Annotated in this window: 19 protein-coding genes and 2 pseudogenes; 14 read left to right on the top strand and 7 right to left on the bottom strand. The window is 57.4% G+C overall.

All coding sequences use genetic code 11. The features are described 5' to 3' along the window. Positions 1-19: 19 nt before the first annotated feature. Both FQ182_RS14980 and FQ182_RS14975 read right to left on the bottom strand, forming a co-directional pair. Positions 20-403 carry a hypothetical protein gene (locus FQ182_RS14980; protein WP_149413385.1) on the bottom strand — a complete coding sequence of 128 codons (384 nt, stop codon included), beginning with the start codon at positions 401-403 and terminating at the stop codon, positions 20-22. Positions 404-520: 117 nt separating this feature from the next. Beyond that, positions 521-1537 (bottom strand): AraC family transcriptional regulator, encoded by a 1017-nt coding sequence (locus tag FQ182_RS14975; protein ID WP_149413386.1) that lies wholly within the window; start codon positions 1535-1537, stop codon positions 521-523. 167 nt (positions 1538-1704) lie between these two features. Here FQ182_RS14975 and efeU point away from each other — a divergent pair, with 167 nt between their 5' ends. From efeU to FQ182_RS14915, 11 genes and pseudogenes are all read left to right on the top strand, one after another. After that, the gene (efeU, locus tag FQ182_RS14970; RefSeq protein ID WP_149413387.1) at positions 1705-2553 is read left to right on the top strand and encodes an iron uptake transporter permease EfeU; all 849 of its coding nucleotides are present in this window, start codon (positions 1705-1707) and stop codon (positions 2551-2553) included. A 10-nt stretch (positions 2554-2563) separates the two neighbouring features. Further along, the gene (gene efeO / locus FQ182_RS14965) at positions 2564-3766 is read left to right on the top strand and encodes an iron uptake system protein EfeO (RefSeq protein WP_149413388.1); all 1203 of its coding nucleotides are present in this window, start codon (positions 2564-2566) and stop codon (positions 3764-3766) included. A gap of 13 nt (positions 3767-3779) precedes the next feature. After that, a complete protein-coding gene (gene efeB, locus FQ182_RS14960) occupies positions 3780-5084 on the top strand; it encodes an iron uptake transporter deferrochelatase/peroxidase subunit (RefSeq protein WP_149413389.1) in 1305 nt (434 codons plus the stop codon). A gap of 28 nt (positions 5085-5112) precedes the next feature. Further along, positions 5113-5931 (top strand): iron uptake system protein EfeO, encoded by an 819-nt coding sequence (efeO, locus tag FQ182_RS14955; RefSeq protein WP_149413390.1) that lies wholly within the window; start codon positions 5113-5115, stop codon positions 5929-5931. A 453-nt stretch (positions 5932-6384) separates the two neighbouring features. Beyond that, positions 6385-8454, top strand: a complete 2070-nt coding sequence (gene tssI / locus FQ182_RS14950; protein WP_149413391.1) for a type VI secretion system tip protein TssI/VgrG — start codon at positions 6385-6387, stop codon at positions 8452-8454. After that, positions 8451-9302, top strand: a complete 852-nt coding sequence (locus FQ182_RS14945; protein ID WP_149494030.1) for a DUF4123 domain-containing protein — start codon at positions 8451-8453, stop codon at positions 9300-9302. The genes tssI and FQ182_RS14945 overlap by 4 nt, the downstream gene beginning before the upstream one ends. After that, the gene (locus FQ182_RS14940) at positions 9299-12571 is read left to right on the top strand and encodes a toxin VasX (protein WP_149413393.1); all 3273 of its coding nucleotides are present in this window, start codon (positions 9299-9301) and stop codon (positions 12569-12571) included. The genes FQ182_RS14945 and FQ182_RS14940 overlap by 4 nt, the downstream gene beginning before the upstream one ends. Further along, entirely contained in the window at positions 12568-13491 is a 924-nt protein-coding gene (locus tag FQ182_RS14935; protein WP_149494029.1) for a hypothetical protein, read from the top strand. Before FQ182_RS14940 ends, FQ182_RS14935 begins: the two co-directional genes overlap by 4 nt. Beyond that, on the top strand, positions 13488-14423 hold the full coding sequence (locus FQ182_RS14930; RefSeq protein WP_149494028.1) for a hypothetical protein: 936 nt from the start codon (positions 13488-13490) through the stop codon (positions 14421-14423). The genes FQ182_RS14935 and FQ182_RS14930 overlap by 4 nt, the downstream gene beginning before the upstream one ends. Next, positions 14420-15358 carry a hypothetical protein gene (locus FQ182_RS14925; protein ID WP_149494027.1) on the top strand — a complete coding sequence of 313 codons (939 nt, stop codon included), beginning with the start codon at positions 14420-14422 and terminating at the stop codon, positions 15356-15358. The genes FQ182_RS14930 and FQ182_RS14925 overlap by 4 nt, the downstream gene beginning before the upstream one ends. A gap of 154 nt (positions 15359-15512) precedes the next feature. Continuing rightward, positions 15513-15725 (top strand): annotated as a pseudogene (locus tag FQ182_RS14915) (MFS transporter); the annotation flags it as partial. Between the two features lie 3 nt (positions 15726-15728). On the opposite strand, the gene pssA reads toward FQ182_RS14915, so the two are convergent. Further along, entirely contained in the window at positions 15729-17072 is a 1344-nt protein-coding gene (pssA, locus tag FQ182_RS14910) for a CDP-diacylglycerol--serine O-phosphatidyltransferase (protein ID WP_149414073.1), read from the bottom strand. Between the two features lie 68 nt (positions 17073-17140). On the opposite strand from pssA, the pseudogene FQ182_RS14905 reads away from it, so the two are divergent. Next, positions 17141-17236, top strand: a pseudogene (locus FQ182_RS14905) (TetR family transcriptional regulator); the annotation flags it as partial. A 57-nt stretch (positions 17237-17293) separates the two neighbouring features. On the opposite strand, the gene FQ182_RS14900 reads toward FQ182_RS14905, so the two are convergent. From FQ182_RS14900 to FQ182_RS14885, 4 genes are all read right to left on the bottom strand, one after another. Then, complete coding sequence (locus FQ182_RS14900; RefSeq protein ID WP_149414067.1) at positions 17294-18454, bottom strand: PQQ-dependent sugar dehydrogenase; 1161 nt, start codon at positions 18452-18454, stop codon at positions 17294-17296. 30 nt (positions 18455-18484) lie between these two features. Beyond that, entirely contained in the window at positions 18485-18802 is a 318-nt protein-coding gene (locus tag FQ182_RS14895) for a hypothetical protein (protein WP_149414066.1), read from the bottom strand. A 119-nt stretch (positions 18803-18921) separates the two neighbouring features. Further along, positions 18922-19821: a lipid A hydroxylase LpxO gene (lpxO, locus tag FQ182_RS14890; RefSeq protein ID WP_149414072.1), complete on the bottom strand. Its 900-nt coding sequence runs from the start codon at positions 19819-19821 to the stop codon at positions 18922-18924. 307 nt (positions 19822-20128) lie between these two features. Then, positions 20129-21472: an LPS O-antigen chain length determinant protein WzzB gene (locus tag FQ182_RS14885; RefSeq protein ID WP_149414065.1), complete on the bottom strand. Its 1344-nt coding sequence runs from the start codon at positions 21470-21472 to the stop codon at positions 20129-20131. Positions 21473-21856: 384 nt separating this feature from the next. Here FQ182_RS14885 and FQ182_RS14880 point away from each other — a divergent pair, with 384 nt between their 5' ends. Together FQ182_RS14880 and FQ182_RS14875 are read left to right on the top strand one after the other, a co-directional pair. Beyond that, the gene (locus FQ182_RS14880) at positions 21857-22264 is read left to right on the top strand and encodes a TIGR03067 domain-containing protein (RefSeq protein ID WP_149414064.1); all 408 of its coding nucleotides are present in this window, start codon (positions 21857-21859) and stop codon (positions 22262-22264) included. Positions 22265-23064: 800 nt separating this feature from the next. Continuing rightward, positions 23065-24654, top strand: coding sequence for an ABC-F family ATPase (locus FQ182_RS14875; protein ID WP_149414063.1), 1590 nt, complete (start codon positions 23065-23067; stop codon positions 24652-24654). The last annotated feature ends 115 nt before the right edge of the window (positions 24655-24769 follow it).

The raw sequence follows: 24769 nt of genomic DNA, 5'->3' as shown, positions 1-24769 counted from the left end.
AAAAAGTGGTAGCAAAACATCAATGTTTTTTGGCCCTTCTAACGTCATCTTCATACATTCCCCACTGATCTTCGACCAAATCCGGGCACCGTACCGATTGCTCATTAACAAGACCTTGCACGGCATCGGCCGCACTGAAGATAGCGCCCGTCGCATTCACGGTTGTCCGATAAGTGTCCGCCTGGTCCAGTGGCCAATAGCGACGTTCCAGGCAGGCCCGCTTTTCTTCAGCGGCCCAGGCCTTTTGCAGTGAAGCCTTGGGAACATGCCCCGGCGTATGCCCGAAGCTGGCACTGATCACCTGCACAAGAAAACCCTTGAGTTTCTGTGGGGTGCTCAGCGGATGTCGCCGCGTATCCTCATATGAAGATGAAGCGTTGGCTTGTAAAGGGTCCAGTGGCATTGCGGCACTCTTCAACATGGAAAAAGTGCAGCCAGCTTAAGGATGGCGCCGTTGGCCCCTATAGGGAAAATCTCAAGCAAGCCCCCGCTTGACGATCAGCGTATGTACGAAAACGCTTCAACTGACCTCGTTGAGGATCAGGCTGCGGTAATGCCCAGGATTGGAGCCCGACCACTTGCGAAAGGCCTTGTAGAACGAACTGGTATCGGCAAAGCCCAGGCGGCTGGCAATCTCGGCGAAGCTGATATGAGGCTCGGCCAACCAGATAACAGCCAGCTCCTTGCGCACACTGTCCTTGAGCCCTTGGTAGGTCAGGCCTTCTTCCGCCAGGCGACGGCGCAGTGTCGAGGCCGACATGCACAAGGTGTTGGCCAGGCTCTCGGTCTCCGGCCAGTCCTGGGGCGGCATCTGGCGCAGGTCATTCTTGATCCGGGTAGCCAGGCTGTCGGGGTCTCGGTACTTAACCAGGATGTTGGCTGGCGCCTGCGCCAGGAACCGCTTGAGTTCTTCCGGGCTGCGTTTGATCGGCAGGTCGAGGCAATCGGCGGAAAAAATCATCCGGGTGCGTGGCCGGTCAAAGCGCAGGTTGTCGGAAAACATCACCTGATAGTCGCCACAAAAGGCCGGTTGCGAACAACGCAGCTCAATGGCAAGAATCGGAATGCGCCGACCGGCAAGCCAGCAGGCGACACCGTGGACGATCATCCAGTAGGCGAAATAGGTAAACGCCCGCTTGGGCTCAGGTTCGGGCTCCAGCAGAACTATTTCTGCCAGGCTTTGCTGGTGCACCAATTGCGCAGGCATGTGTTCAAGCATCAATGAGAGAAAACCCAGGCCGGTTTCCAGGCCGGCGGCCAGGGTCGGTTGCGCCATGGAGGCACGACAGAAAAACGCCAGGCTGCCGGACCTGAGCTTGCGCGGGTCCATGCCGAAAAACTCGTCATCCCGTCGCCGCGCCAGCAAACGCCACAGCCGCGCATAAGCCGTCGCCGGAACGCGGGCACCCGGTTGTGCCAGCAGCGCCGGGGCAATCCCGACCTTGTTCAGCACTTCATGGGTAGCAGCACCCGGCGCGCAGCTCTGCAACAACGCTTCGCGGACCAGATGGATAGAGATGGTGTCTTTTTCCGACATGGGAAGTGTGATGACCGGTTGTGCAGAAGATGTCGCGCATCATAGTGGGGGTTGCGCTTCGTCACCACCGTTCAGCTGCCGTTCAGCAAATAGCAAGCTTTCCCGTTTAGTAATGAGTATCATTATGATACAACTTAGCCTCCTATCTAATTACGCTTCGGTGCTGAATGCTCGTTCCATTTCTAATCATGCTGCGCGAAGGGATTGAAGCGGCATTGATCGTTGGCATCATCGCCAGTTACCTGAAACAGACCGGCCGCGGCCAATGGATGCCTGCGGTGTGGATCGGTGTATTTCTCGCCGCAGCCCTGGCGCTGCTGGTAGGCGGGGGCCTGGAACTGGTCAGCGCGGAGTTCCCGCAAAAACAGCAAGAGCTGTTCGAAGGCATTGTCGGCCTGGTGGCCGTTGGCATTCTCAGTTCCATGGTGTTCTGGATGCGCAAGGTAGCGCGCTCCATCAAGCATTCCCTGCACCAATCCCTGGATCACGCCCTGGCCGGTTCCAAACACCAGGTCACGGCGCTGATCGCCATGGTGTTTTTCGCCGTGGCCCGTGAAGGCCTGGAAACCGTGTTCTTCCTGCTGGCGGTGTTCCAACAAAGCGAAGGCCCGGCCGCGCCCATGGGTGCCCTGCTCGGCCTGATCCTGGCGATCATCGTCGGATTCCTGATCTATTCGGGCAGCATGCGCCTGAATCTTGGCGCGTTCTTTCGCTGGACCGGCTTATTCATACTGGTGGTGGCCGCTGGCATCCTGGCCAACTCGGTACAAGCCCTGCACGAAGCCGGCGCCTGGAACCGCCTGCAAACCGTGCTGTTCGATTTCAGCGCCACGCTGCCGATGGATGGCCCGCTGGGTTCGGTACTGGCGGGGATGTTTGGTTATCAGGATGCCCCCACCATCAGCACCCTCGGCGCCTACCTGATTTACCTAGTGGTGGCCTTGGTGATGTTCTTCCTGCCGGCGGCGCCCAGCAAACCAACCGACCGCAATACCTCTTCCGTTTCCAGCCAGTAAGGACCGTCTCTTGTCCAGCCAATCCCCTCAATCGGCTTCGCCTCCCCGTGCCCTGCGCTGGGCGGTGGCCGGCTCGGTGATCGTGATGATCGCCGCCGGAGGCCTGTTCTACTACGCCTCGAAAATGGCCGCCGCCAAGCGCCAGACCAACCACGATGAAATCGCCGTGACCATTCACGCCCACAGTTGCGAGCCCAATGCCCTGACCGTACCGGCGGGCCACGCGAGTTTTCGCATCATCAACCGCTCGGACCGGGCGGTGGAATGGGAAATTCTCGACGGCGTGCTGGTGGTCGAAGAACGCGAAAATATCACCCCCGGCCTGAGCCAGGTGATCAACGCGAACCTGGCGCCCGGCGACTACGTCATCACCTGCGGCCTGCTGAGCAACCCACGCGGCACCCTGCATGTGACGCCGACCGCCGAGTCGGACGCACAGGCAAAGGCCAAGCCATCAATGGTGGCGTTTATTGGCCCACTGTCGGAGTTTCGCGTGTACCTGAGCAGCCAGGGCGGCGCGCTGATCAAGGCGGTCACCGCACTTGAGCAGGCTATCGCAGCCGGCGACCTGAGCCAGGCCCGGGCGTTTTACGTGCCGGCACGTGAGGCTTATCAGCGTCTCGCCCTGGCCTCACAACGCCTGGCGGAGCTGGACAACGTCATCAACGCCCGCGCCGATTACTTTGAAAAGCGTGAGCAGGACCCGGCCTTCAGCGGCTTCCACCGCCTTGAGTACGGCCTGTTCCAGCAGCGCAACCTCGACGGTCTGACACCGATTGCCCAGCGCCTGCTGACCGACGTCACCCGCCTCAAGCAACAGTTACTCGCCCAATCGCTGCCACCGGAACAACTGGTGAGCATCCTGGTGCGCAACCTCAATAGCCTGGCGGATGTGCGTGCAGTCAGCGGTGAGGAAGAGCGCTACAGCCATATCGACCTCAATGGTTTTGCCGCCAACCTGGAGGCCACGCGCAAGGTAGTGGACCTGATGCGTCCACTGCTGACCAAGTCGGCTGCCAACCTGCTGCCGGGCATCGACAGTGCCATCAACGCCCTCGACGCCCAGCTCAGTAGTTTGAAAGTCGGTAATAGCTACAGCACTTACGACAGCGTCACCGTCGATCAGCGCAAGCAGATCGCCGATAAGGCCAAGGCTCTGGCCGTTGCACTCGATGGAATCGACCCCGCCCTTGGCCTTTCTGGCCTGCAGTGAGATGACTGAAAGCATGAGTGATTCAGAACAATTTTCAGCCCAGCGTCGTCGTGTCTTGCTAGGCATGGCTGCCACAGGCGCGGCAATTGCCGGCAGCAGCCTCAGTTGCCCGGCGATGGCCGCCAGCGCGGCACAAGTCACCACCGCGCCGAGCAGTGAAAAGACCCAGGACCGTCACGATTTTCATGGCCAGCATCAAACAGGCATCGTCACCCCGCGCCCGGCCTGCGGCATGCTGGTGTCCTTTGATGTACTGGCCAGCGATCGTGAAGATCTCGAACGGTTGCTGCGCACGCTGAACGAGCGCATCAGCTTCCTGATGACCGGCGGCACCGTGCCGCAAGTCGACCCGAAACTGCCGCCCACCGACTCCGGGATTCTCGGCCCCGTGGTAACGCCGGACAACCTGACCATCACCGTGTCCGTCGGCGAGTCGCTGTTTGATGAGCGCTTCGCACTGGCCAGCGCCAAGCCCAAGCGCCTGAGCCGCATGGTCGGTTTCCCCAACGACGCCCTGGAACCCGCCCAGTGCCACGGAGACCTGAGCCTGCAGTTCAGCTCCAACACCCCCGACACCAATATTCACGCCCTGCGTGACATCGTGAAAAACCTGCCAGACCTGCTGCTGGTGCGCTGGAAGCAGGAAGGCAGCGTGCCGTCCCAGGCCCCTGCCCGCCCAGGCGAGCCGGCGCAGAGTGCGCGCAACTTCCTCGGTTTTCGTGATGGTTCGGCCAACCCCAACTCCAACGACAACAAAACCATGGACCAGATTGTCTGGGTCCAGCCGGACAGTGACGAACCGGCCTGGGCCGCCAATGGCAGCTACCAGGCGGTACGGATCATCCGCAACTTCGTCGAGCGCTGGGACCGCACGCCCCTGCAGGAGCAAGAAAGCATCATCGGCCGGATCAAGCCCAGCGGCGCGCCTATGGACGGCCACACCGAAACCCAGGTGCCCGATTACACCAAGGACCCCGAAGGCAAGTTGACCAAGCTAGATGCCCATATCCGCCTGGCCAACCCGCGCACCCACAAGACTCAGGCCAACCTGATCCTGCGTCGACCGTTCAACTACTCCAACGGCGTCAACAAAAATGGTCAGCTGGACATGGGGCTGTTGTTTATCTGCTACCAGGCTGACCTGGAGAAAGGCTTTATCAGCGTGCAAACAAGGCTTAACGGCGAGCCTCTGGAGGAATACCTGAAACCGGTAGGTGGCGGTTATTTCTTCACCTTGCCGGGGGCCACCGGGCCGCAGGACTTCATCGGTCGCACGCTGCTGGCTGCCACGCATCCTCAAACCACTGCCAACACTTGAAACCAACCCCACAGCGGAAAATCTTTCCATGAAAAAGTCGTCCCTGGCATTGTCGTTGTTGTTGACCCTCTCTGCGCCGGCGGCCTTTGCCGCTACGGCACCGCTGGACCTGGTGGCCCCGGTCTCGGACTACAAAATCTACGTCACTGACAAGATCGATGAACTGGTCACCCAGACCCAGGCGTTCACCGACGCCGTCAAGAAAGGCGACCTGGCCACGGCCAAGAAGCTCTATGCGCCAACCCGCGTTCACTATGAGTCCATCGAGCCGATCGCCGAGCTGTTCAGCGACCTCGACGCTGCCATCGATTCGCGGGTCGACGACCACGAAAAAGGCGTGAAGGCCGATGACTTCACCGGTTTCCATCGCATCGAATACACACTGTTCTCCGAGAACACCACCCAAGGCCTGGATGCGCTGACTGACGGCTTGAACAAGGACGTCAAAGACCTGCAGACCCGCGTCGCCGGCCTGACCTTCCCACCGGAAAAAGTCGTCGGCGGCGCCGCCGCACTGCTCGAAGAAGTCGCCGCCACCAAGATCTCCGGTGAAGAAGACCGCTACAGCCACACCGACCTGTATGACTTTCAGGGCAACATCGACGGCGCGAAAAAAATCGTCGACCTATTCCGTGGGCAAATCGAGAAACAGGACAAGGCCTTCCTGGCCAAGGTCGACAAGAACTTCGCCACCGTCGACAAGATCCTGGCCAAATACAAAACCGCCGATGGCGGCTTTGAGACCTACGACAAGGTCAAGGAAAACGACCGCAAGGCGCTGGTGGGACCGGTCAATACCCTGGCGGAAGACCTGTCGACCTTGCGGGGCAAACTGGGCTTGAACTGATTTCAACTCACTGAGCTGTCATGATCGCGGGCGACCACTGCCCGCGATTGCATTTATGCCCCTGTAAAATGACATCACGCACGTTAATCTCCCTGTGCGTTGACCCGTTTTATCTATACCGTTTCACGGCTGCCCTCACTCACGGATGTCTGTCGCTTACGCTGAAGTCAGCAGCGAGCCACTTTCGGTGCCAAGCCGAAACTCAAAAAAAGATGATTCAGCCTTTTTGATAACTATTCGTCTGGTGCCAATTCTCGCTGGATGGATGTCTAATTGGACTAGTCCGCAGAAACGACGAACATTCCGATAGTGAAAGTTCGAGCGAATTTTAGGACGTTTCCTACATAGAATCATTTGGCACCTTGTTAGCATGCTGGGAGGTTTAAGTGTGTTCAGGTTCGGTATGGCCGGGGCATCGCGTTTTTCGTCCTCTCTCAGCTTAAGGATAAGCGCATGTTCGCGCCTGCTAATACTGCGCACTTCGCGTTAGTGATTCCCTCTGTTCGCAACAACTTCAAAGTTCTAGCTTTTTACGGCACTGAAGCCATCAGCAGCTTGTATGCGATCCAGATTGAACTGGTCAGTGAGTCCCCTGATTTCGATCTAGAAAGCCTGCTCAGCCAGCCGGCTTTTCTCCAGTTTGGCCTGAACGGCGAAGGGATTCATGGGCGCATCGAAGATGTGTTCGTGGGTGAAGCGGGTAAGCGCCTGACGCGTTATCACCTGACCCTGGTGCCGGCGCTGCACTATTTGCAGTTCAGCCATAACCAACGGATTTTTCAGCGTCTGACGGTGCCGCAAATTATCGCCAAGGTACTCAATGGACATGGCATCCTGGCCGATGCGTATACTTTCCATGTCAGCACCAGCCCTGAACGCGAATACTGCACTCAGTACGGTGAATCCGACTACGAGTACGTCCAAAGGCTGTGCAGCGAGGACGGGATTTCCTGGCACCATCAGCACAGCGAGGGTGGCCACCAGTTGGTGTTCACCGACGATCAGACCTACTTTCCCAAACTGGGCGAAACACCGTATCAGCAAGGCTCTGGCCTGGCCGCGGATCACCCGGTCGTCAGCCAGTTCTCGATGCGTTTTAGCACCCGAACCAGCACAACCACCCGCCGGGGCTATGATTTAAAACGCCCAAGCCAGTTGCTGGAAAGCCAATTCACTGCCGAGTTCACTCCGGCTCTCGAAGACTACCGTTACCCGGTGCTGCATGAAAATGAAAAGCTCGGCAAACAAATTGCCCGGCAGGCCCTGGAGCGGCACCGTACCGACTACCAGTTGGCCGAGGGTAAAAGCGACCAGCCAATCCTGCGCAGTGGCCACTTCTTCAACCTGATCGAACATCCGCGTCAGCCGTGCAATGAGTTGTGGTTGTTGCTCAATGTGACTCACTCAGGCAAGCAACCTCAGTCACTTGAGGAGGCGATCACCAGCGACGTTAAACCCGAAGACGGCTTTACCCAAGGTTACCGCAACAGCTTCAGCGCGATTCCCTGGGACGTGTTCTACCGTCCTCCGCTGGTCTCGCGCAGATCGGTGTTGGTCAGCCAGACCGCCCGTGTCACTGGTCCGGAAGGGGAAGAGATTTTCTGCGACGAGTATGGCCGCGTGAAGGTCGAGTTCCATTGGGATCGCGCTGAACTGGGTAGCGACAAGAGCAGTTGCTGGCTACGGGTGTCATCCAGCTGGGCCGGAGAAAGTTTCGGTTCGGTGACCATTCCCCGTATCGGTATGGAAGTGGTGGTGACCTACCTGGAAGGTAATCCTGACAATCCGTTGATTACGGGGTGCGTACCTAACAAGGTCATGCCAGTGCCGTACCCCTTGCCCGCGAATAAAACCAAAACGGTCCTGCGTAGCCATAGCTCGCCGGACAGCGGTGGTTACAACGAATTGTCGATTGAAGACCGCGCTGGGCGGGAGCTGATCTACCTGCGTGCTCAGCGTGACATCGAACAGGTGATCCTCAACGACAGCGACACCAAGATCGGTAACGACCGCCGCGAGCAAATTACTCGTGACAGTCACAGCCTGATCAATCATGACCGCTTTGAGCAGGTCGATAACAACAGCTCCAGCCTGATCAGTGGCGACGAGCTACACACTACCCAAGGTCTGCGTAACACGGTGATCGGTGGTAACGAACTGATCTCCATCACCGGCAATAGCAGCACTACGGCAGACGGTACGCTGGTGATTCAGGCCGGGGCACACGCTCACGTCACAGCCACCAATGTGGTAGTAGATGCCGGCATGAGCCTAACGCTCAGCGCAGGAGGTCACCACATCGTTATCACCCCTGGGGGGATTTTCAGCAGCGTGCCCATCGTCCAGGGTGGTGCACCTATGGCGGGGGTTCCTGCACAGCAGGCCCTTTCGGTCATACCGGAGGTCGCCGAGGTGTTGGTTGCTCCGTCACTGGCCACGCAAACGTCTGCGTTGATTCAGGCCGCACGTCATGCCGCACCGGTCTGTGCGGTGTGTCAAAAACTAGCGGAGTTGAATGCATGAATCAGGCTTATTTACTGCTGGATGGTGCTCAGATCGACAACCTGTCCGAGCGCCTGCTGGATCAGGGGAAAAACACTAAGTTTCAGTCGCTGTATCAGCACACTGCCTACAGCAAGCTGGCGGATATCGGCCCGATACTGGTGCCGGTTTCCCCCAGCAGCCCGTTGGCCCACATCTTTGCACTGGAGTGGAGTGCAACGGCGGGTATCTGGCTGGAATCAGAGGCCGGTGAAGACGTTGTATTTCAGCACCTGCGCAGCCTGATTCACGCCCGCGTCGAGGGCGATGCCAGGGTCCTTTTTCGTTACTACGACCCCCGTATCACGCGTTTGTGGCTGACTGGTCTGGAGCCCCAGGCGCGTGATCGATTGATGGGGCCAATCCGACTTATTTTGCTGCCGAAATTGGCTCATAGCTCCGGATTTATTCGTCAGGAAAACCCTGAGCAGCCCATCGCGCAGTATACGGAAAAGCCTTGGTTATGCCTGACCCCAGAACAACTGGATCACTTGAGCGAAGCCAAGCGGCAGCGTCTTGCCCAGCAGTTGATCGAGCATTGTCAGCAGCACTTCCCTCAGTGCCTGCAAGGATTGGATCACGCCGCACAGCAGCAGTGGGTCACGACCTGTCAGCTCAGCGCTGAACGGCAAGGCTACGGTGCCGCCGATGAAGTCACTCGCTGGGCCAGCTTTCACGCCTTACTAGGCAATGACTTTCCTGACGCTCCCGGCCATGCCGTTTACCGACAGATTCTCACCGAGCCTGGGATTTTACCTGAACAACGTCTGGACAACCTGAGTGCTGAACTAGAGCGCCAGCAGCTCACCGATAAGGAACTATCCGCATGAGTGCTGAAAAACTGGCCATGGTTGATCGGTTGGCTCAGGCTAACCGGGCCGCCAAGGCGATGCCCCACGAAGATATCAACAGTTCAATTACGCCCTGCCCAGCCCACCAACCCGACATATTCGTAGTGCCCGTGCGGTATGCCCTGGCGGAAGAAAAAGCCGCCCATCCTTGCTGCGTGCCCGGCGTGGCTACCCAGAGCCACGCTATGGCGGCACGCCGCCTGCGGGGAGGTTTTCTTTATCTGTGGCAGGACCAGGGGCCTCTCAAGCGCTATGCCATCGGGCCGAATGGTTTGCTGAGTGAACAAGCGCTGGAAGCCGATGCCACCGTCGTGCTGGATGGCACCCTGACAGGTCTGGCCCTGAAGAAAATCTATGACGCCTGGATGCTCTATAGCGAGTTCCCACTGAATCCAGAACACTGCAAGGCGCTGAGTGACAGCAGCTCCAAACGCAGTGCGCACATGCGTCACGTTGCCTTGCGCACGGTGGCCAACGAGCTACAGGCGCCTCATTGCCCACCGCTGGTCAAAGCCGATCAGGTCATGGCCGAACTCATCCCGGTCACCTATGCCCGGTCGATGAAGGCTGACCAACAACGGGGCGGTGATGATACGGATGCACTGGGCGCGACCGCGATGAAAGCCCCGACCACGCCCAATATCAACGCGTACACCGAGGCCATGCACCGTTCACGTGAGCGCGAGATTGTCATCGCCCAACACCCCGAGGCCAGTGATGAGCCACCGGGCGAGTGGAGTGCCGAACGGTGGGAGGGTCAGAGCACTCAGGATTGGCTGAGCACTGCCAAGGCGCAGGCCAATGGGTTGTTTCCTGTCTTTGCCTGCCTGGATGACGACCTGGGCGTACTGCGTGATATCAACCATGAGCAAGAGTCGGTGGAGGCGCGACACGAACAGTGGATCGGTGATAACAACCTGCGCCTAAGCATCGGTGGGTTTATTCGCAGTCTAGTCAGCGAAGATGGGGCTGAACTGGCGGGCACTCTCAGCTATCGCTACAAGAGCCGTGACATCAACCTTACGCCTGAGCAGGGTAAGGTCATGCTGGATGCTCAGCACCAGTTGGATGATGCGCTCAAGGATGAAACCCATGCCCGTCAATACGGCGGTCAGCCGAGCGCGAGCGAAGCCTCCGCCCGTGATGCGCGAATTGCCAGTATCGTTGCGCCCGTACAGGCTTTTATTCCGGCCGATTTGTACAACGAAGCGGAATACGTGGTGCGTGAATACCGTGCTGAAAAGCAGGCCAACCTCGACAACGATTTCCTCAGTGCCAAGGTCGGCAAGTATATCGATCTGACAGCGATGAACACCTGGCTCGATACCACCGCGCCAGCGCATTTCCAGCATGTCGAACAACGCCATCAGACACTGTTTGCGGACCGGGACGTTTACCTCAAACGGTCCGCCAGCGGCACCTGGTTTGTCGATTACTATGACCTGGACACTCGGCACTGGTTAACCGAACTGGCCACCGGTTGCCTGACCGCCCAATGCATTCGTGCCCAGGGTGCGGAACAATACGCCGACTACGTGCGAGCCGCCGATGGCGGCGCACTGACACAACTTTTCCGTGCCTGGACGCCCTCGCTCGATGCGGGCATTAACAACAGCACTCGCCTGGGCGAGCTGATGGCCGCACTGGCCTCTGAGAATATCGCGGCTACCCATCAGGCACTTGTGCCACTGGCCGCGCCGATTCTGGACGACCTTGCGAGCATGGCCCGAGACGCCCATGGCGCATGGAGCGTGCTGGTCAACCGTCTGGCTGCGTCGTTGCTGTTGCTCAAAGGCGATAAAACCTTCAGCAGTGCCTGGCTAGGAGTCTTCGTTGCTGCTCGCCTGGGCAGCGAGGCCCGTTTACAGTCTGTGAGCGAGGGAGGCACTCAAGTCTGGAGATTACTGGGCCAACAAGCGGAAGGGCTGACCCAATGGGCCCGCACCACGGGGGAAGCCATAGGCGTCGGACGCGTGTCAGGCATCGTGAACTCTTCCTTTGTGACCAATAGCGGTGGAGTGGTGCCGCTGGCGGCCTTGCTGCTGAACACGCTCAATGCGAGTAACTACTTGAGTCAGGCCGCAGCCGTGGAGGGGATGGACAGTCAGCGCCTCAACGATACGGTGTCAGCGTCGTTGTATGCCGCCGCCGCGCTGACGGCGGTAATTGATAATCAGGTGCGGCAGGGGTTGGGGAAGGATCGATTTCTGATTCGCTCCGCAGCGGCCCCAACCCTCACCCTGTTTGGTGGGGTGATTGGTGGATTGTCATTTAGCGCGGCCCTAAACGAATACAAATCACTGCAACTTCAGCTGGAAAGCAGCCAGACGCATATCGATCCTTGGTTCCAGATGCGCAAGGCGGTCGTTGGTGGGCAAATAGCGGCTTATGGTAGTCAGGCTCTGTTGGGGGCTACCTACACGATGAGAACCTTAGCTGGACTGGTGGAAGTGGAGGCGGCGATCATGCGCTACTCGCTATGCATGGGCCCGCTCAACTGGATCATGTTCGCGCTGGGCGTGCTGTACCTGATCACTTGGTTCTTTCAGCAAACCCCACTGCAAAATTTCCTCAACTTCTGCTGCTGGTCAAAAGCCCGAGCAGGGAATTTAGATCCTATCGCAGCCAAGGCCCAACTAGACGAACTCAACCAACTGTACGGCATCCTGTATACCCCACGAGTGAGCATGGAGAGCAGCTCGGTAATGGGCAGTTCAAGTGCTCCTTCCGGGCTGACTTCCGTAAGTGCCATCAATAGCTTGACGATTGACTTGCCTGGGGCCGAGCCCAGCAGCGCCTACCTGGAACTGAGCCTGATCGGTGATCCGGTGGATACCCAGCGCTACCGCGACTTGATCAAAAACAGCCCGACCAACAACTACCAACCGCCTCGCCCTTGGCGGGATATGGCACCTCACTGGCTGCCCGGCAGTACCTGTTGCTGGATACCCGCTAACGAAGGCCAAGGTTTACGCCTGAGCGGCCCCTTCAGTTCAGTACAAGGTGTCCTTAGCACCCCACCCCGCACGATCTCCCTGCGCTTGCGGTATCGCACGCCATTGACCGCGCTGCTGGGCGCCCGCAACTTTATCGGCGGTGAACGCGGCGTGGCCTTTACCCTGAGTGACAACGGAGGTGTGATCGCCCTGCGGGCTGATCCGACACCGGAACTGGATCGTGTGCCAAGCTACCCGCTCGACAGTGAGCGTTCAGGCTCTACTTACCTGCAACCCAAGGACCGCGCATGAGTACGCCACCGGCAGGCACCACAAAAAAACGGCTGTTTTCGCGCAATGACTACTTGGCGCCGTTGCCCATTCCCACCGGTGAAAAACCCTCGGATGTGCTCAACACCATTTGGCGCAAGAACGAGGTGTTTCTCGACATCGGAAACTACAGCATCGGCTCGGCAGTGATGGTGCTATGGCCGATGGCGATGCTGTTTTTATTAATGAGTTACATCACTCCTGACCCTCTAATGTGGGGCGGAGCGTTAATCATCATTGGGATTCCCACGCTTTTTTTAATTCAGGGCCTATTTCGCGATGTGCCTTTACCGGTGCGCTTTAATCGGCAACGCCGTGAGGTGTGCGTGCCACGAGAGGATGGCGAGTACTGGATTGTCCCATGGGAAAGCGTGACGGCGGCGGCCACGCAGCAGTCGTCGGTGAGTCAGGCGGGTAAAGCTACGATGGGCTTATTGATCATTGGCTTTGAGAATCCTGATCCGCAGGCCAAGGAGGATAACAAGCATTTTTGGTTCGGATTTAACTGTGGTGGCGGCACCACGGCCATGGCGTTGTGGGAGTGCATGCGTAGCTACATGGAGATTGGGCCGGACGCTGTTGAAGATCAGACGGCACGCTTCGACAGATCTAAAGGAATATGGGCTACCTACCTGGACGACCTTATCAAGGCTGCGAAGTTGAGAGGCTGGTTTATAACCGCTTTGTGGGAAGGCTTCTGCGGGATTTTTATTTTTAACACGCTACTGATAGATGTGCTTGAACGCTGGAAACTGAACCCGCCACCGGAACTGCCATATCCCGACATCATCGAATGGTCCAAACCGCTGCCGCCCGAGCAGTGGGCCGAGCGATCCCCTGAGTTGGAAGTAGCCATCGCCACGCGTGAGGCGGAATTGGCCGTGATCAGGAAGTCGGCATGAGTACGCCACCAGCAGGCACCACAAAAAAACGGCTGTTTTCGCGCAATGACTACTTGGCGCCGTTGCCCATTCCCACCGGTGAAAAACCCTCGGATGTGCTCAGCACCATTTGGCGCAAGAACGAGGTGTTTCTCGACATTGGTAACTACAGTATCGGCTCGGCGGTGATGGTGCTGTGGCCGATGGTAATGCTGTTTTTGGGGCTGGCCTTTGCGTTTAGAAATATTGCCCCCGATCTCAGTGTGTTTACTCTTGTCGGAGGCGGAATCATCATTGGGATTCCCACGCTTTTTTTAATTCAGGGCCTATTTCGCGATGTGCCTTTACCGGTGCGTTTTAATCGACAACGCCGCGAAGTGTGTGTGCCACGAGAGGATGGCGAGTACTGGATTGTCCCCTGGGAAAGCGTGACGGCGGCGGCCACGCAGCAGTCGTCGGTGAGTCAGGCAGGTAAAGCTACGATGGGCTTATTGATCATTGGCTTTGACAATCCTGACCCGCAGGCCAAGGAGGATAACAAGCATTTTTGGTTCGGGTTTAACTGTGGCGGCGGCACCACGGCCATGGCGTTGTGGGAGTGTATGCGTAGCTACATGGAGATTGGGCCTGAGGCTGCCCCGGAAGCCGCAGCGCTCAATTCAGGTGCAAATCTGCGTTACTACATCGATTACATGAACGACAAGGCCAAAAAGCGCGGCTGGTTTCTAACACTATTGTGGGAAGGAGTATTCGGCGTATTTATTTTCAATGCTCCTCTCGCTACCTATCTGCAAAGGAAAAAGCTGTACCCGCCGCCAGACCTGCCCTATCCCGACATCATCGAATGGTCCAAACCGCTGCCGCCCGAGCAGTGGGCCGAGCGATCCCCTGAGTTGGAAGTAGCCATCGCCACGCGTGAGGCGGAATTGGCCGTGATCAGGAAGTCGGCATGAGTACGCCACCGGCAGGCACCACAAAAAAACGGCTGTTTTCGCGCAATGACTACTTGGCGCCGTTGCCCATCCCCACCGGGGAAAAACCCTCGGATGTGCTCAACACCATTTGGCGCAAGAACGAGGTGTTTCTCGACATCGGAAACTACAGCATCGGCTCGGCAGTGATGGTGCTATGGCCGATGGTGATGCTGTTTGCATTCATGGGATATCTGTTCAGAAATGATCATGACGATATGCACATATTTGCGATCATGACTACCTTCATCATTGGGATTCCCACGCTTTTTCTAATTCAGGGCCTATTTCGCGATGTGCCATTGCCGGTGCGCTTTAATCGGCAACGCCGCGAGGTGTGTGTGCCACGAGAGGATGGCGAGTACTGGATTGTCCCCTGGGAAAGCGTGACGGCGGCGGCCACGCAGCAGTCGTCGGTGAGTCAGGCGGGTAAAGCTACGATGGGCTTATTGATCATTGGCTTTGAGAATCCTGACCCGCAGGCCAAGGAGGATAACAAGCATTTTTGGTTCGGGTTTAACTGTGGTGGCGGCACCACGGCCATGGCGTTGTGGGAGTGCATGCGTAGCTACATGGAGATTGGGCCGGACGCTGTTGAAGATCAGACGGCACGCTTCGACAGATCTAAAGGAATATGGGCTACCTACCTCGACGACCTTATCAAGGCTGCGAAGTTGAGAGGCTGGTTTATAACCGCTTTGTGGGAAGGCTTCTGCGGGATTTTTATTTTCAATACGCTACTGATAGATGTGCTTGAACGCTGGAAACTGAACCCGCCACCCGACCTGCCCTATCCCGACATCATCGAATGGTCCAAACCACTGCCCCCCGAGCAGTGGGCCGAGCGATCCCCTGAGTTGGAAGTAGCCATCGCCACGCGTGAGGCGGAATTGGCCGTGATCAGGAAGTCGGCATGAGTACGCCACCGGCAGGCACCACGAAAAAACGGCTGTTTTCGCGCAATGACTACTTGGCGCCGTTGCCCATTCCCACCGGTGAAAAACCCTCGGATGTGCTCAACACCATTTGGCGAAAGAACGAGGTGTTCCTCGACATCGGAAACTACAGCATCCGTCCTTCGCCGCACTGGCGGCCAACGCAGTGGACGCTTCGGAGCAAGGGGCTACGGCGGGTTCGGTGGGGGCAGCCCAAGGGTTTGGAGTCGTAGTCGGGCCGTTGGCCGGGACGTTGATCTATGCCATCGAGCCGCGTTTGCCGTATTTGGTGGCTGCGGCGTTGCTGTTGCTCATTGCCTGCTGGCCGGCTGCACGGCAACCGGCCTGAGCCCTACAGTATCCGATACAACAATCGCTCAATCCGTATCCGGCTGACCCGACGCAGAAACTTGCTGACAGCCTCCGGGTACTCCACCAGGGTCTGCAGTTGCTGGTAGCGCTCGATTCGCGAGGTGTGCCGGAAAATTTCCGTCAACTCAGTACGACGTGGCACCAGCCATTCGCCCCGTGGATCATCGATCAGCAAAGCATTTTCCAGATCCAGACGGAATGCCCGTGGGTTGAGGTTATTGCCGGTGAGCAAGGTGTAGCGCTGGTCGATCCACATGCCCTTGAGGTGATAGGTGTTATCGCCGTCGTGCCACAGGTGCAGATTCAGTTGGCCAGTATCGATCATCCGATGATGGCGCTTGGCAAAACGCCGCAGGCTGATTTCATAGAGGTACGGCAGCGCGGCAATTACCTTGAACGGCTCGCTCGGCGGGATGTAGAAGTCGTTGGCGGTTTTGTCGCCAACGATGATGTCGATCTTTACCCCACGGGCCAGGGCGCGGTTGATTTCCCGAGTTACCGCCAGGGGCAGGTTGAAATACGGGGTGCAGATAGTCAGTTGATGCTGAGCACTGGCAATCAGCTCGCAGATCACCCGGCTCAGGGGGTTGTTCTTGCCAACGCCAAGCAGCGGGCTGACTGACAGGTTGCCGTTTGGCACGGCGCCGGTAGTGGTGTCATAGGTCGCGTGTTTCAAGCGGCTGCGCAAGTCGCCAATGTCATTGCGTAAGCTGCGGGTGCTGGGCAAGTCCGGCAGGTCCAGGCGGTGCACAGCTTTTGACGCAATCAGCCCGTGCTCTACCAGATGCTGCATCGAATCGGCCAGGGCCTTGTTGTGAATCAGGTGATAGCGATCGAAGCGGTACTTGTCGAACTTGTGCAGGTACACATTGTTGAGGCTGGCACCGCTGTACAGCACGCTGTCATCGATCACAAAGCCCTTGAGGTGCAACACGCCAAACAGTTCACGGGTTTGCACCGGTACGCCGTATACCGGCACTTGGCTTTCGTGGGACTGGGTCATGGCCTGGTACCAGGCGCTGTTGCCCGGTTGCTTGCCGGCACCGATCAAACCGCGCTGCGCCCGCAACCAGTCGACCACCAACACGATATCCAGCTCGGGCCGGGCAGCCTTGGCGGCATGCAGGGCGTCGAATACTTCCTGGCCGGCCTCATCCTGTTGCAGGTACAACGCAACGATGTAGATGCGCTGGGTGGCCTGGGCGATTTTTTCCAGCAGGCACCGGCGAAACTCGGCGGCACCGGACAGCACCTCGATGGCGTCGGTAGTGAGGGGAAAACCACGCAGCTTGGGCAACAGGGAGCGTTTGAAGAACGACGGCATAGGGCTCGCAATAGGTCGCATCCGAATAGTCCACGAGCTTACACCATGGGGGGGCTAAGGTCTGCCCATCCGCGGGCATGGAACTTCTGGTGAAAAACGCCGGCATATCCAGGAAAAGTATCTATCGCTACTTTGCCAACAAGGGTGAGTGGGTCAGCGCCGCTGATGAACACGGGATTGCGGGGCCGCAAGCTTCAAGCTTGCGGCTTGCGGCTTGCGGCTCAATCCTGGTTCAGTCCAACCCGATACAGCACACCGTCATTCTCATCCGTCAGGACATACAAAAAGCCATCCGGCCCCTGCCGCACATCCCGTATGCGCGCTTTCAAATCCCCCAGCAAGCGTTCTTCATGCACCACCTTGTCGCCATCGAACTGCAAGCGAATCAACTCCTGGCTGGCCAATGTGCCGATAAACAGATTGTGCTGCCAGGCCTTGAAACGGTCGGCGTCATAGAACGCCATGCCGCTGATGGCCGGTGATTTCTCCCACACATGATGAGGCGCGACGGTGCCTTCGGCTGTCTTGCCCTTGGCTTCGGGAATGGGCAGCAAGGAATAGTTGATGCCATGGGTCGCCAATGGCCAACCGTAGTTCTTGCCCCGCTCGATGATGTTGATTTCATCACCGCCGCGAGGGCCGTGCTCGTTTTCCCACAGCGTGCCGCTCCACGGATTAAGGGCGGCGCCTTGAGGATTACGCTGCCCATAGGACCAGATTTCGGGCCTGGCACCTTCCTGGCCAACAAACGGGTTATCGTCTGGCACACGCCCGTCGGGGAAGATTCGTACGACCTTGCCCTGCAACTTGTCCAGGTCCTGGGCCGTAGGACGGTCGTTGTTTTCCCCAAGGGTTACGAACAGATAGCCATCGCGATCAAATACTAGCCGCGAACCGAAGTGATTGCCGGTGGACAGCTTGGGTTCCTGGCGAAGGATGACCTGGAAGTCCTTCAAACCACTCAGGTCGTCGGCCAGGCGCCCGCGCCCTACAGCAGTGCCAGCGGTGCCACCCTTGCCGCCGCCTTCGGCATAGGACAGGTAGACCATCCGATCCTGCTTGAAGTCAGGCGACAGCACCACATCCAGCAAACCGCCCTGCCCTTTGGCCCATACTTGCGGCACACCACTCAAGGGCGCCGACAACTTGCCGTCTGGGCTGATAAAACGCAGGTGGCCGGGCCGTTCGGTGACCAGGAAACCCTGCTTATCCGGCAGGAACGCCACCGCCCACGGATGGTCCAGGCCTTTGACAATTGGGGTGGCCGTGACACTGCCCTGCTCGCTGGGGAACTGCTGGGTATCGGCAGCGTAAACAGGAAGCACCAGGGGCAGCAAGGCGCTGGCGCAGAATGTCACTAAAAGGGTTTTGCGTAGAAACATACCGTGGGTTTCCTTGTTCGGTTCACACACTCAAGGCTGGCGATTGCCATTGGCGTCACGGGTCGGCGCCTGCGGTTGGGTTGCAGGACGAGTGGGCGCGGCATCGCGCTGCGGATAACGGTTACCGATCCCGCCATTTTTCAGGGTCGGTGGCCGAGGCACCGGAGTGACGTTGGTTCCACGAATGGCGGGGGAATTGGGCTGGGTGCCCTGCATGCTGTTGGGATTGGCCCGATGAATGGGGCTGTTGTAGGGATTGTTGTTGCCAGGCAGATTTTGCGCCTGTACCAGCGAGGTCAGCGCGAGGCCCAAAGCCAGTACTGCAAGGTTGCGCACATGGGTGTTCATGACAAAGCCTCTCTGTGGCGAGGAATACCTGCGTTCGATAACACGCTACGCCCAGGGTTCGGCTTTGGTAACTAAATAGTTTCTCTTTAGGTGTAACACGACTTTTCCGACACGCGATCTCAGACCAGAAGAAAAATCGCTGCCAGACCGGCAAAGATCGCCCACTTTTCCAGGTAATAGCGGGTGCGATTACGCTTTTTCAGCTCTTTGCCCCGCAAGCGGATCTTGTACAGCCGAGTAAAGGCACGGTTCAAACCACCGGTCTTATCACCGGCTTCATTGGGCGAACCGGCAGCCGCCATGACATTGCGACTGAACCAACGGTTGAACGCTGCAGCCCAGCGGTATTTCATCGGCCGTTCGATATCGCAGAACAAAATGATGCGGTTCTGTTGCGTGGTGTTTTGCGCATAGTGGATGTAGGTCTCGTCGAACATCACCGGCTCACCGTCACGCCAGTAGTAGCTTTCACCGTCAACGTCGATGTAGCAGCCCGGGTCGTTGGGCGTATCGAGGCCTAAATGGTAGCGATAGGAACCCGCATACGGGTCTCGATGGCGCACTAGCTTGGAGCCCGGTGGCAACTCGGCAAACATCGCTGCCTTGATCGAACTGATGCCTTGCACCAACTCGGTAGTGCGCGGGCACAACTTCATGGCCGACGGATGGCTGTCGCCATACCACTTCAGATAGAAACGCTTCCAGCCCGACTTGAAGAACGAGTTGAAACCCACGTCGTCGTATTGGTCCGAGCGCTTGATCTCCCCTGCCCGCATCAGGTTCTGGCCTTCCTGGCGAATTTCTTCCCAATGCTCCTGAAGCGGGCTCAGGTCAGGAAAGTCACTGGGCGACAGATAGGGCCGGCTGGGCAATTTGGAGAACAGGTAGAGAAAACAATTAATCGGAGCCAGGAAGGTCGAGTGATCGCTTAATTGGCGGCCAAGTTTATGTCGCACCCGGCCACGCAGGTGTACATACGCAATGGAGACAACGTAGAGAGCAACAATGATGAGTTTCAAGGGCATTCGTCACACGTCAGAAGAGAACCGGCTGCTCCTGCGTGCCCACGACGGCCGAGGATTAAATAAGCAGCTCCTGAAAACACAATTCGGCAAACAGGCAATGTGGCAGGCTCTGTGACAATCCTGACCATGGCCATTGGCTGTTATTTTAGCCATAGACTGTAACCAAAGGTTAACTATGAATTGTGAAACGGTGCCCAGCAACTGTGATCGACGGTAGCTCGAAGGTGAGCTAGCCGGTATCGCGCCGGGCTGCGAGGCAGCCCGGGATCTTCACGCCGACCCAGTGGGCGGCGAGAGTTGATCAGCTCAGAGGCTCATCATCCTTGCGCTCACGGCGGGAAAAACGATGATCATCCAACGGCGAGTACGGTACCGCTTCCCGGCGCATCAGGATGAAATGACGAATCAGTGCAACCATGATCCCCAGCACCAAGCCGGCCACCAGGCTCAGGGCCACCACCAGGATTTTCTTCGGCTTGATCGGGCTTAGCGGCTCTTGGGCGCGACGGTCGATCGTCACCAGTTTCAAGCTGCTCATATCGATGTTCAGGCTTCGTAAGCGCGCCACTTCGGCACGCAAGGGCTCAACATCCTGCAGGAAGATATCTTCATTCCCACGTTTATTCAGCACCTCAACCTGGCGGTTGACCTCCAGCAATTGCAGCTCCTTGCCAATTTCGGCAACGCGGCTGTTGGTGAAGTCGTCGCTGGTGCGTTGTTGCAACGCGGTGCGTTCGGCCTCAAGGGCATCGGTACCCATGAAGTACAGCGGAATCCGCTGATTATTGACCTCGGTACGCATGACCTGACTTGAGCCACTGCGCCCCGCATCAGCCATGGACGACGGCGTCGTCGGGCTTTTGATGCCCATGGACTTGGCAATCGAGATCGCCTCGGCCAGCTCCGCCAGGCGATTGGAGCGTTCCATTTTCATCTGCAGACGCAATGCGCCGAGTTCGTCTTCCAGCTGCGCCCGCTTGAGCTTGTCGCCCTCCAGCAACTTGGCGATTTTCGACGCCTTGTCGGTTTCGTAATTGGAGCGAGCGGCGTCAATCTTGCCTTTGAGTTCAGTGAGGCGGTTGTTGACGATCACTTTAAGATCGGCTCCGACTTGCTCACGCTCAGCGGCAACTGCGTAGTCGACAAACCCGTTGAGAATCGCAACCCCGTCAATATCAGTGGGGTACTGCAACTCCAGGCGGATATAGCTGCTCAGGGAGTCGGATTTTTTCGGATCAGGCAAAATCAGCTTGATAGAGTCGCGATTAAACGCCTCGAAACTCTGCTCAAGGCTCTGCCCCGGCCGCTGAAACTCCTTGAACAAGGCTTGGTTAGCCTTGAAAAAGCTCAAGCGAGCCTCGTAGGAATCCAGTTGCGTACCCACTTTGGCCAGCGCATCCGCAGGCGGCAACTTATAGACTTCAGAACGGTTTAGCGCGTCCAACTCGTTGATCGCCGCCGGGCGCAGAACGCTGCTGACCTGATATTCCCGCGGCGCCAATAGTGCGTAACCAACTCCCACAAGCCCCGCGAAAAGCGTACAGCCAATAACCAGTTTCTTTTGCCGCCAAATAGAGTGAAACAGTTCAAACAAATCAATTTCGTCCGATGCAGCATGGGTTTGGAGCTGGGGAGTTTTATTCAAAATTGTTACACCCTAAAAAATGGACATTCAACATCCAAAACACGCTAGATCTTAATAACTGACTGAAAACACAGGGACAACGCCCTGAACACCAGACATACGCAGTCGCGCCGACGGGGCATCCGACCCTCCCGTCGTAGAAAAGATTCCAGGCCCGTGAAGATTTTTTCCTTTCAGGCATACGAATGTCATGCCTGAGATTCATGAGCGTAGACGACAAGCAACGGGGCATTATGCTTAGCGTATGTCAAAAACGCGTTAAATGTCCGCCAGTAAAAGGGAAAACCCCAACTGGCACTCATTTATGAGCGCATTCTCAAAAATTCGCTTCATCGCTGTCGAACTGCTCCCGCTACTAACGGCTCATCAAAAAAGGAATTTTGCATGTCATCCCCCTCAAACCAGCCTTTCCACGGCGCCAGCCACCATGACCAATTGGCTCTCCAGGGAGAATGGGAACAGACCGCACTGGAAGACAGCGGCGTGATCAACCCGGTAGATGAACACAGCGCTCCCGGCGCCCTGACCACCATCAGTGGCGATCAATTTCGGGTCGTTACCCTTGGCGGCGAGGTGTTACTGGCAGGCAGCTTTACCCTCGACGCCAGTACGACGCCCAAGACCATCATCTGGGTGGATTCAATGGGCGCCGATGCGGGCAAGCAATTGCTGGCGAGTTATCGATTGGATGGGGATCACTTTGTGTTTATTGCCGCCGATGAGGGCATGCCAAGGCCAACGTGCTTCAGCACCGAGCGGGGGCAAACCATGCGCACCTTTGTACGTAAATAGTGAGGGTATGGGGTATTCGTTCTTGCGACATCGCTTTCACAAACTATTCACCTTTACCGCTATAGGGTGAAATCTACTCCTCAAGTGAATCCCTTGGCCCGCCCCCCAGCGGGCTTTTTTTTGGGTGCGCCCGGCAGGGCGCATCCGGAGGTGCATTTCCATTGCATCTGCATCTGCATCTGCATCTGCATCTGCATCTGCATCTGCATCTGCATCTGCATCTGACGCTTATAGGGTGTTTTCTGTCATTGCGACATGAAGAGGTTCGCCCTACACCGAAAGCCTCGCCATCCCTGAACCGGTAAAGAGCCATCACTGTAGGGCGAACAAACGCAAAATAAGCGAGGCCCTTGAGATGTTCAACTGTCATCAATACGAAACTGAAAAAAAAATCTGGCTTTCTGACACTTATTGATGCAATTACGCTGACTTTGTAGGGGTTTTCGTCGAACTTAATGAGATATCTATCCGCAAGCTCCGCTGTTTTGCCTTCAAGGACCAGACCACAGGATTGACCTTCGCTGCATTCGCCTGACAGGGCAAAACTCCTGGGAAGACAACTGCCCTCAACATCCACTCCACCCCGCCATACAACTCACGCCCCACATATGCGACAATGCGCGCCAAATTCCAACATGCACCCATATATTCTGCTCAGCGACGGGGCTTCATGCCTTGATGTCGCTGTCGACGTATGCCCGCTGGCCCAAGCTCATGCTCAGACTGGTCCAGTCCCGGAATGCCCCAGGAATGGTCCAGGCGCCATCAGCGCTGTCGCAACCCATTGATAGGTAAAGTAATTGATCTCCACAGCTAACATCACCATGCAGTTCGGCGCCAAGCCGCTCTTCGAGAACGTTTCGGTCAAGTTCGCCGCTGGCAACCGTTATGGCCTGATCGGGGCCAACGGTTGCGGCAAGTCGACCTTCATGAAAATTCTCGGTGACGATCTGGAGCCGTCGGGTGGCCAGGTCATGCTGGAGCCGAACGTGCGCCTGGGTAAACTGCGCCAGGACCAGTTCGCCTATGAAGAATTCACCGTGCTTGACACCGTGATCATGGGCCACGAGGAGCTGTGGAAGGTCAAGGCTGAGCGCGACCGCATCTATTCGCTGCCGGAAATGACCGAGGCAGACGGCATGGCCGTCGCCGAGCTGGAAACCGAGTTCGCCGAGATGGACGGCTACACCGCCGAATCCCGCGCCGGTGAACTGCTGCTGGGCCTGGGTATCGGCATCGAGCAGCACAACGGCCCGATGAGTGAAGTATCTCCAGGCTGGAAATTGCGCGTTCTGTTGGCCCAGGCACTGTTTTCCGATCCGGAAGTACTGCTGCTCGACGAGCCCACCAACCACCTGGACATCAACACCATCCGCTGGCTGGAAAATATCCTGACCCAACGCTCGAGCCTGATGATCATCATCTCTCACGACCGTCACTTCCTGAACAGCGTCTGCACCCACATGGCCGACCTGGACTACGGTGAGCTGCGCCTGTTCCCAGGCAACTATGACGAGTACATGACCGTCGCGACCCAATCGCGCGAGCAACTGCTGTCGGACAACGCCAAGAAGAAAGCTCAGATCAACGAGCTGCAATCATTTGTTAGCCGCTTCTCGGCCAACGCCTCAAAATCCAAGCAAGCCAGCTCCCGTGCCAAGCAGATCGACAAGATCCACCTGGCCGAAGTCAAACCGTCGAGCCGGGTCAGTCCATTCATCCGCTTCGAGCAGACCAAAAAGCTCCATCGCCAGGCGGTCATCGTCGAACGCATGGCCAAGGGCTTTGATGGCAAGCCACTGTTCAAAGACTTCAGCTTCAACGTTGAAGCCGGCGAGCGCGTGGCGATCATTGGCCCGAACGGTATCGGCAAGACCACCCTGCTGCGTACCCTGGTCAATGAGCTGAGCCCGGATGCCGGTAGCGTGAAGTGGACCGATGCGGCAGAAATCGGCTACTACGCCCAGGACCACGCTTCGGACTTCGAAGATGAATCCAACCTGTTCGACTGGATGGGCCGCTGGACCAAGGAAGGCGAACAAGTAGTTCGCGGCACCCTGGGCCGCATGCTGTTTTCCAACGACGATATCCTCAAGTCGGTCAAGGTCATCTCCGGTGGTGAACAAGGTCGCATGCTGTTCGGCAAGCTGATCCTGCAAAAGCCTAACGTGCTGATCATGGACGAACCGACCAACCACTTGGATATGGAATCCATTGAAGCGCTGAACCTGGCGCTGGAAAACTATCCGGGCACGCTGATCTTCGTCAGCCACGACCGTGAGTTCGTTTCGTCCCTGGCCACCCGCATCATCGAGCTGAGCCCAAGTGGCGTGATCGACTTCAGCGGCACCTATGACGATTACCTGCGTAGCCAGGGTGTGGTGTTTTAAGGGCAGCGATTAGCTCTTAGCTGCAAGAAAAAGCCCTGTCCACTGTGACGGGGCTTTTGCATTTCTGTCCGGGGCTGCGTCGAGGCCCTCAAGTACAGCACAAATTAGTTAGCCA

Source organism: Pseudomonas sp. ANT_H4 (genome assembly GCF_008369295.1).
In the GTDB taxonomy this organism is placed as follows: domain Bacteria; phylum Pseudomonadota; class Gammaproteobacteria; order Pseudomonadales; family Pseudomonadaceae; genus Aquipseudomonas.
The sequence above is the reverse complement of the archived record's forward strand: the minus strand, read 5'-3'. Positions and strand labels throughout refer to the sequence as shown.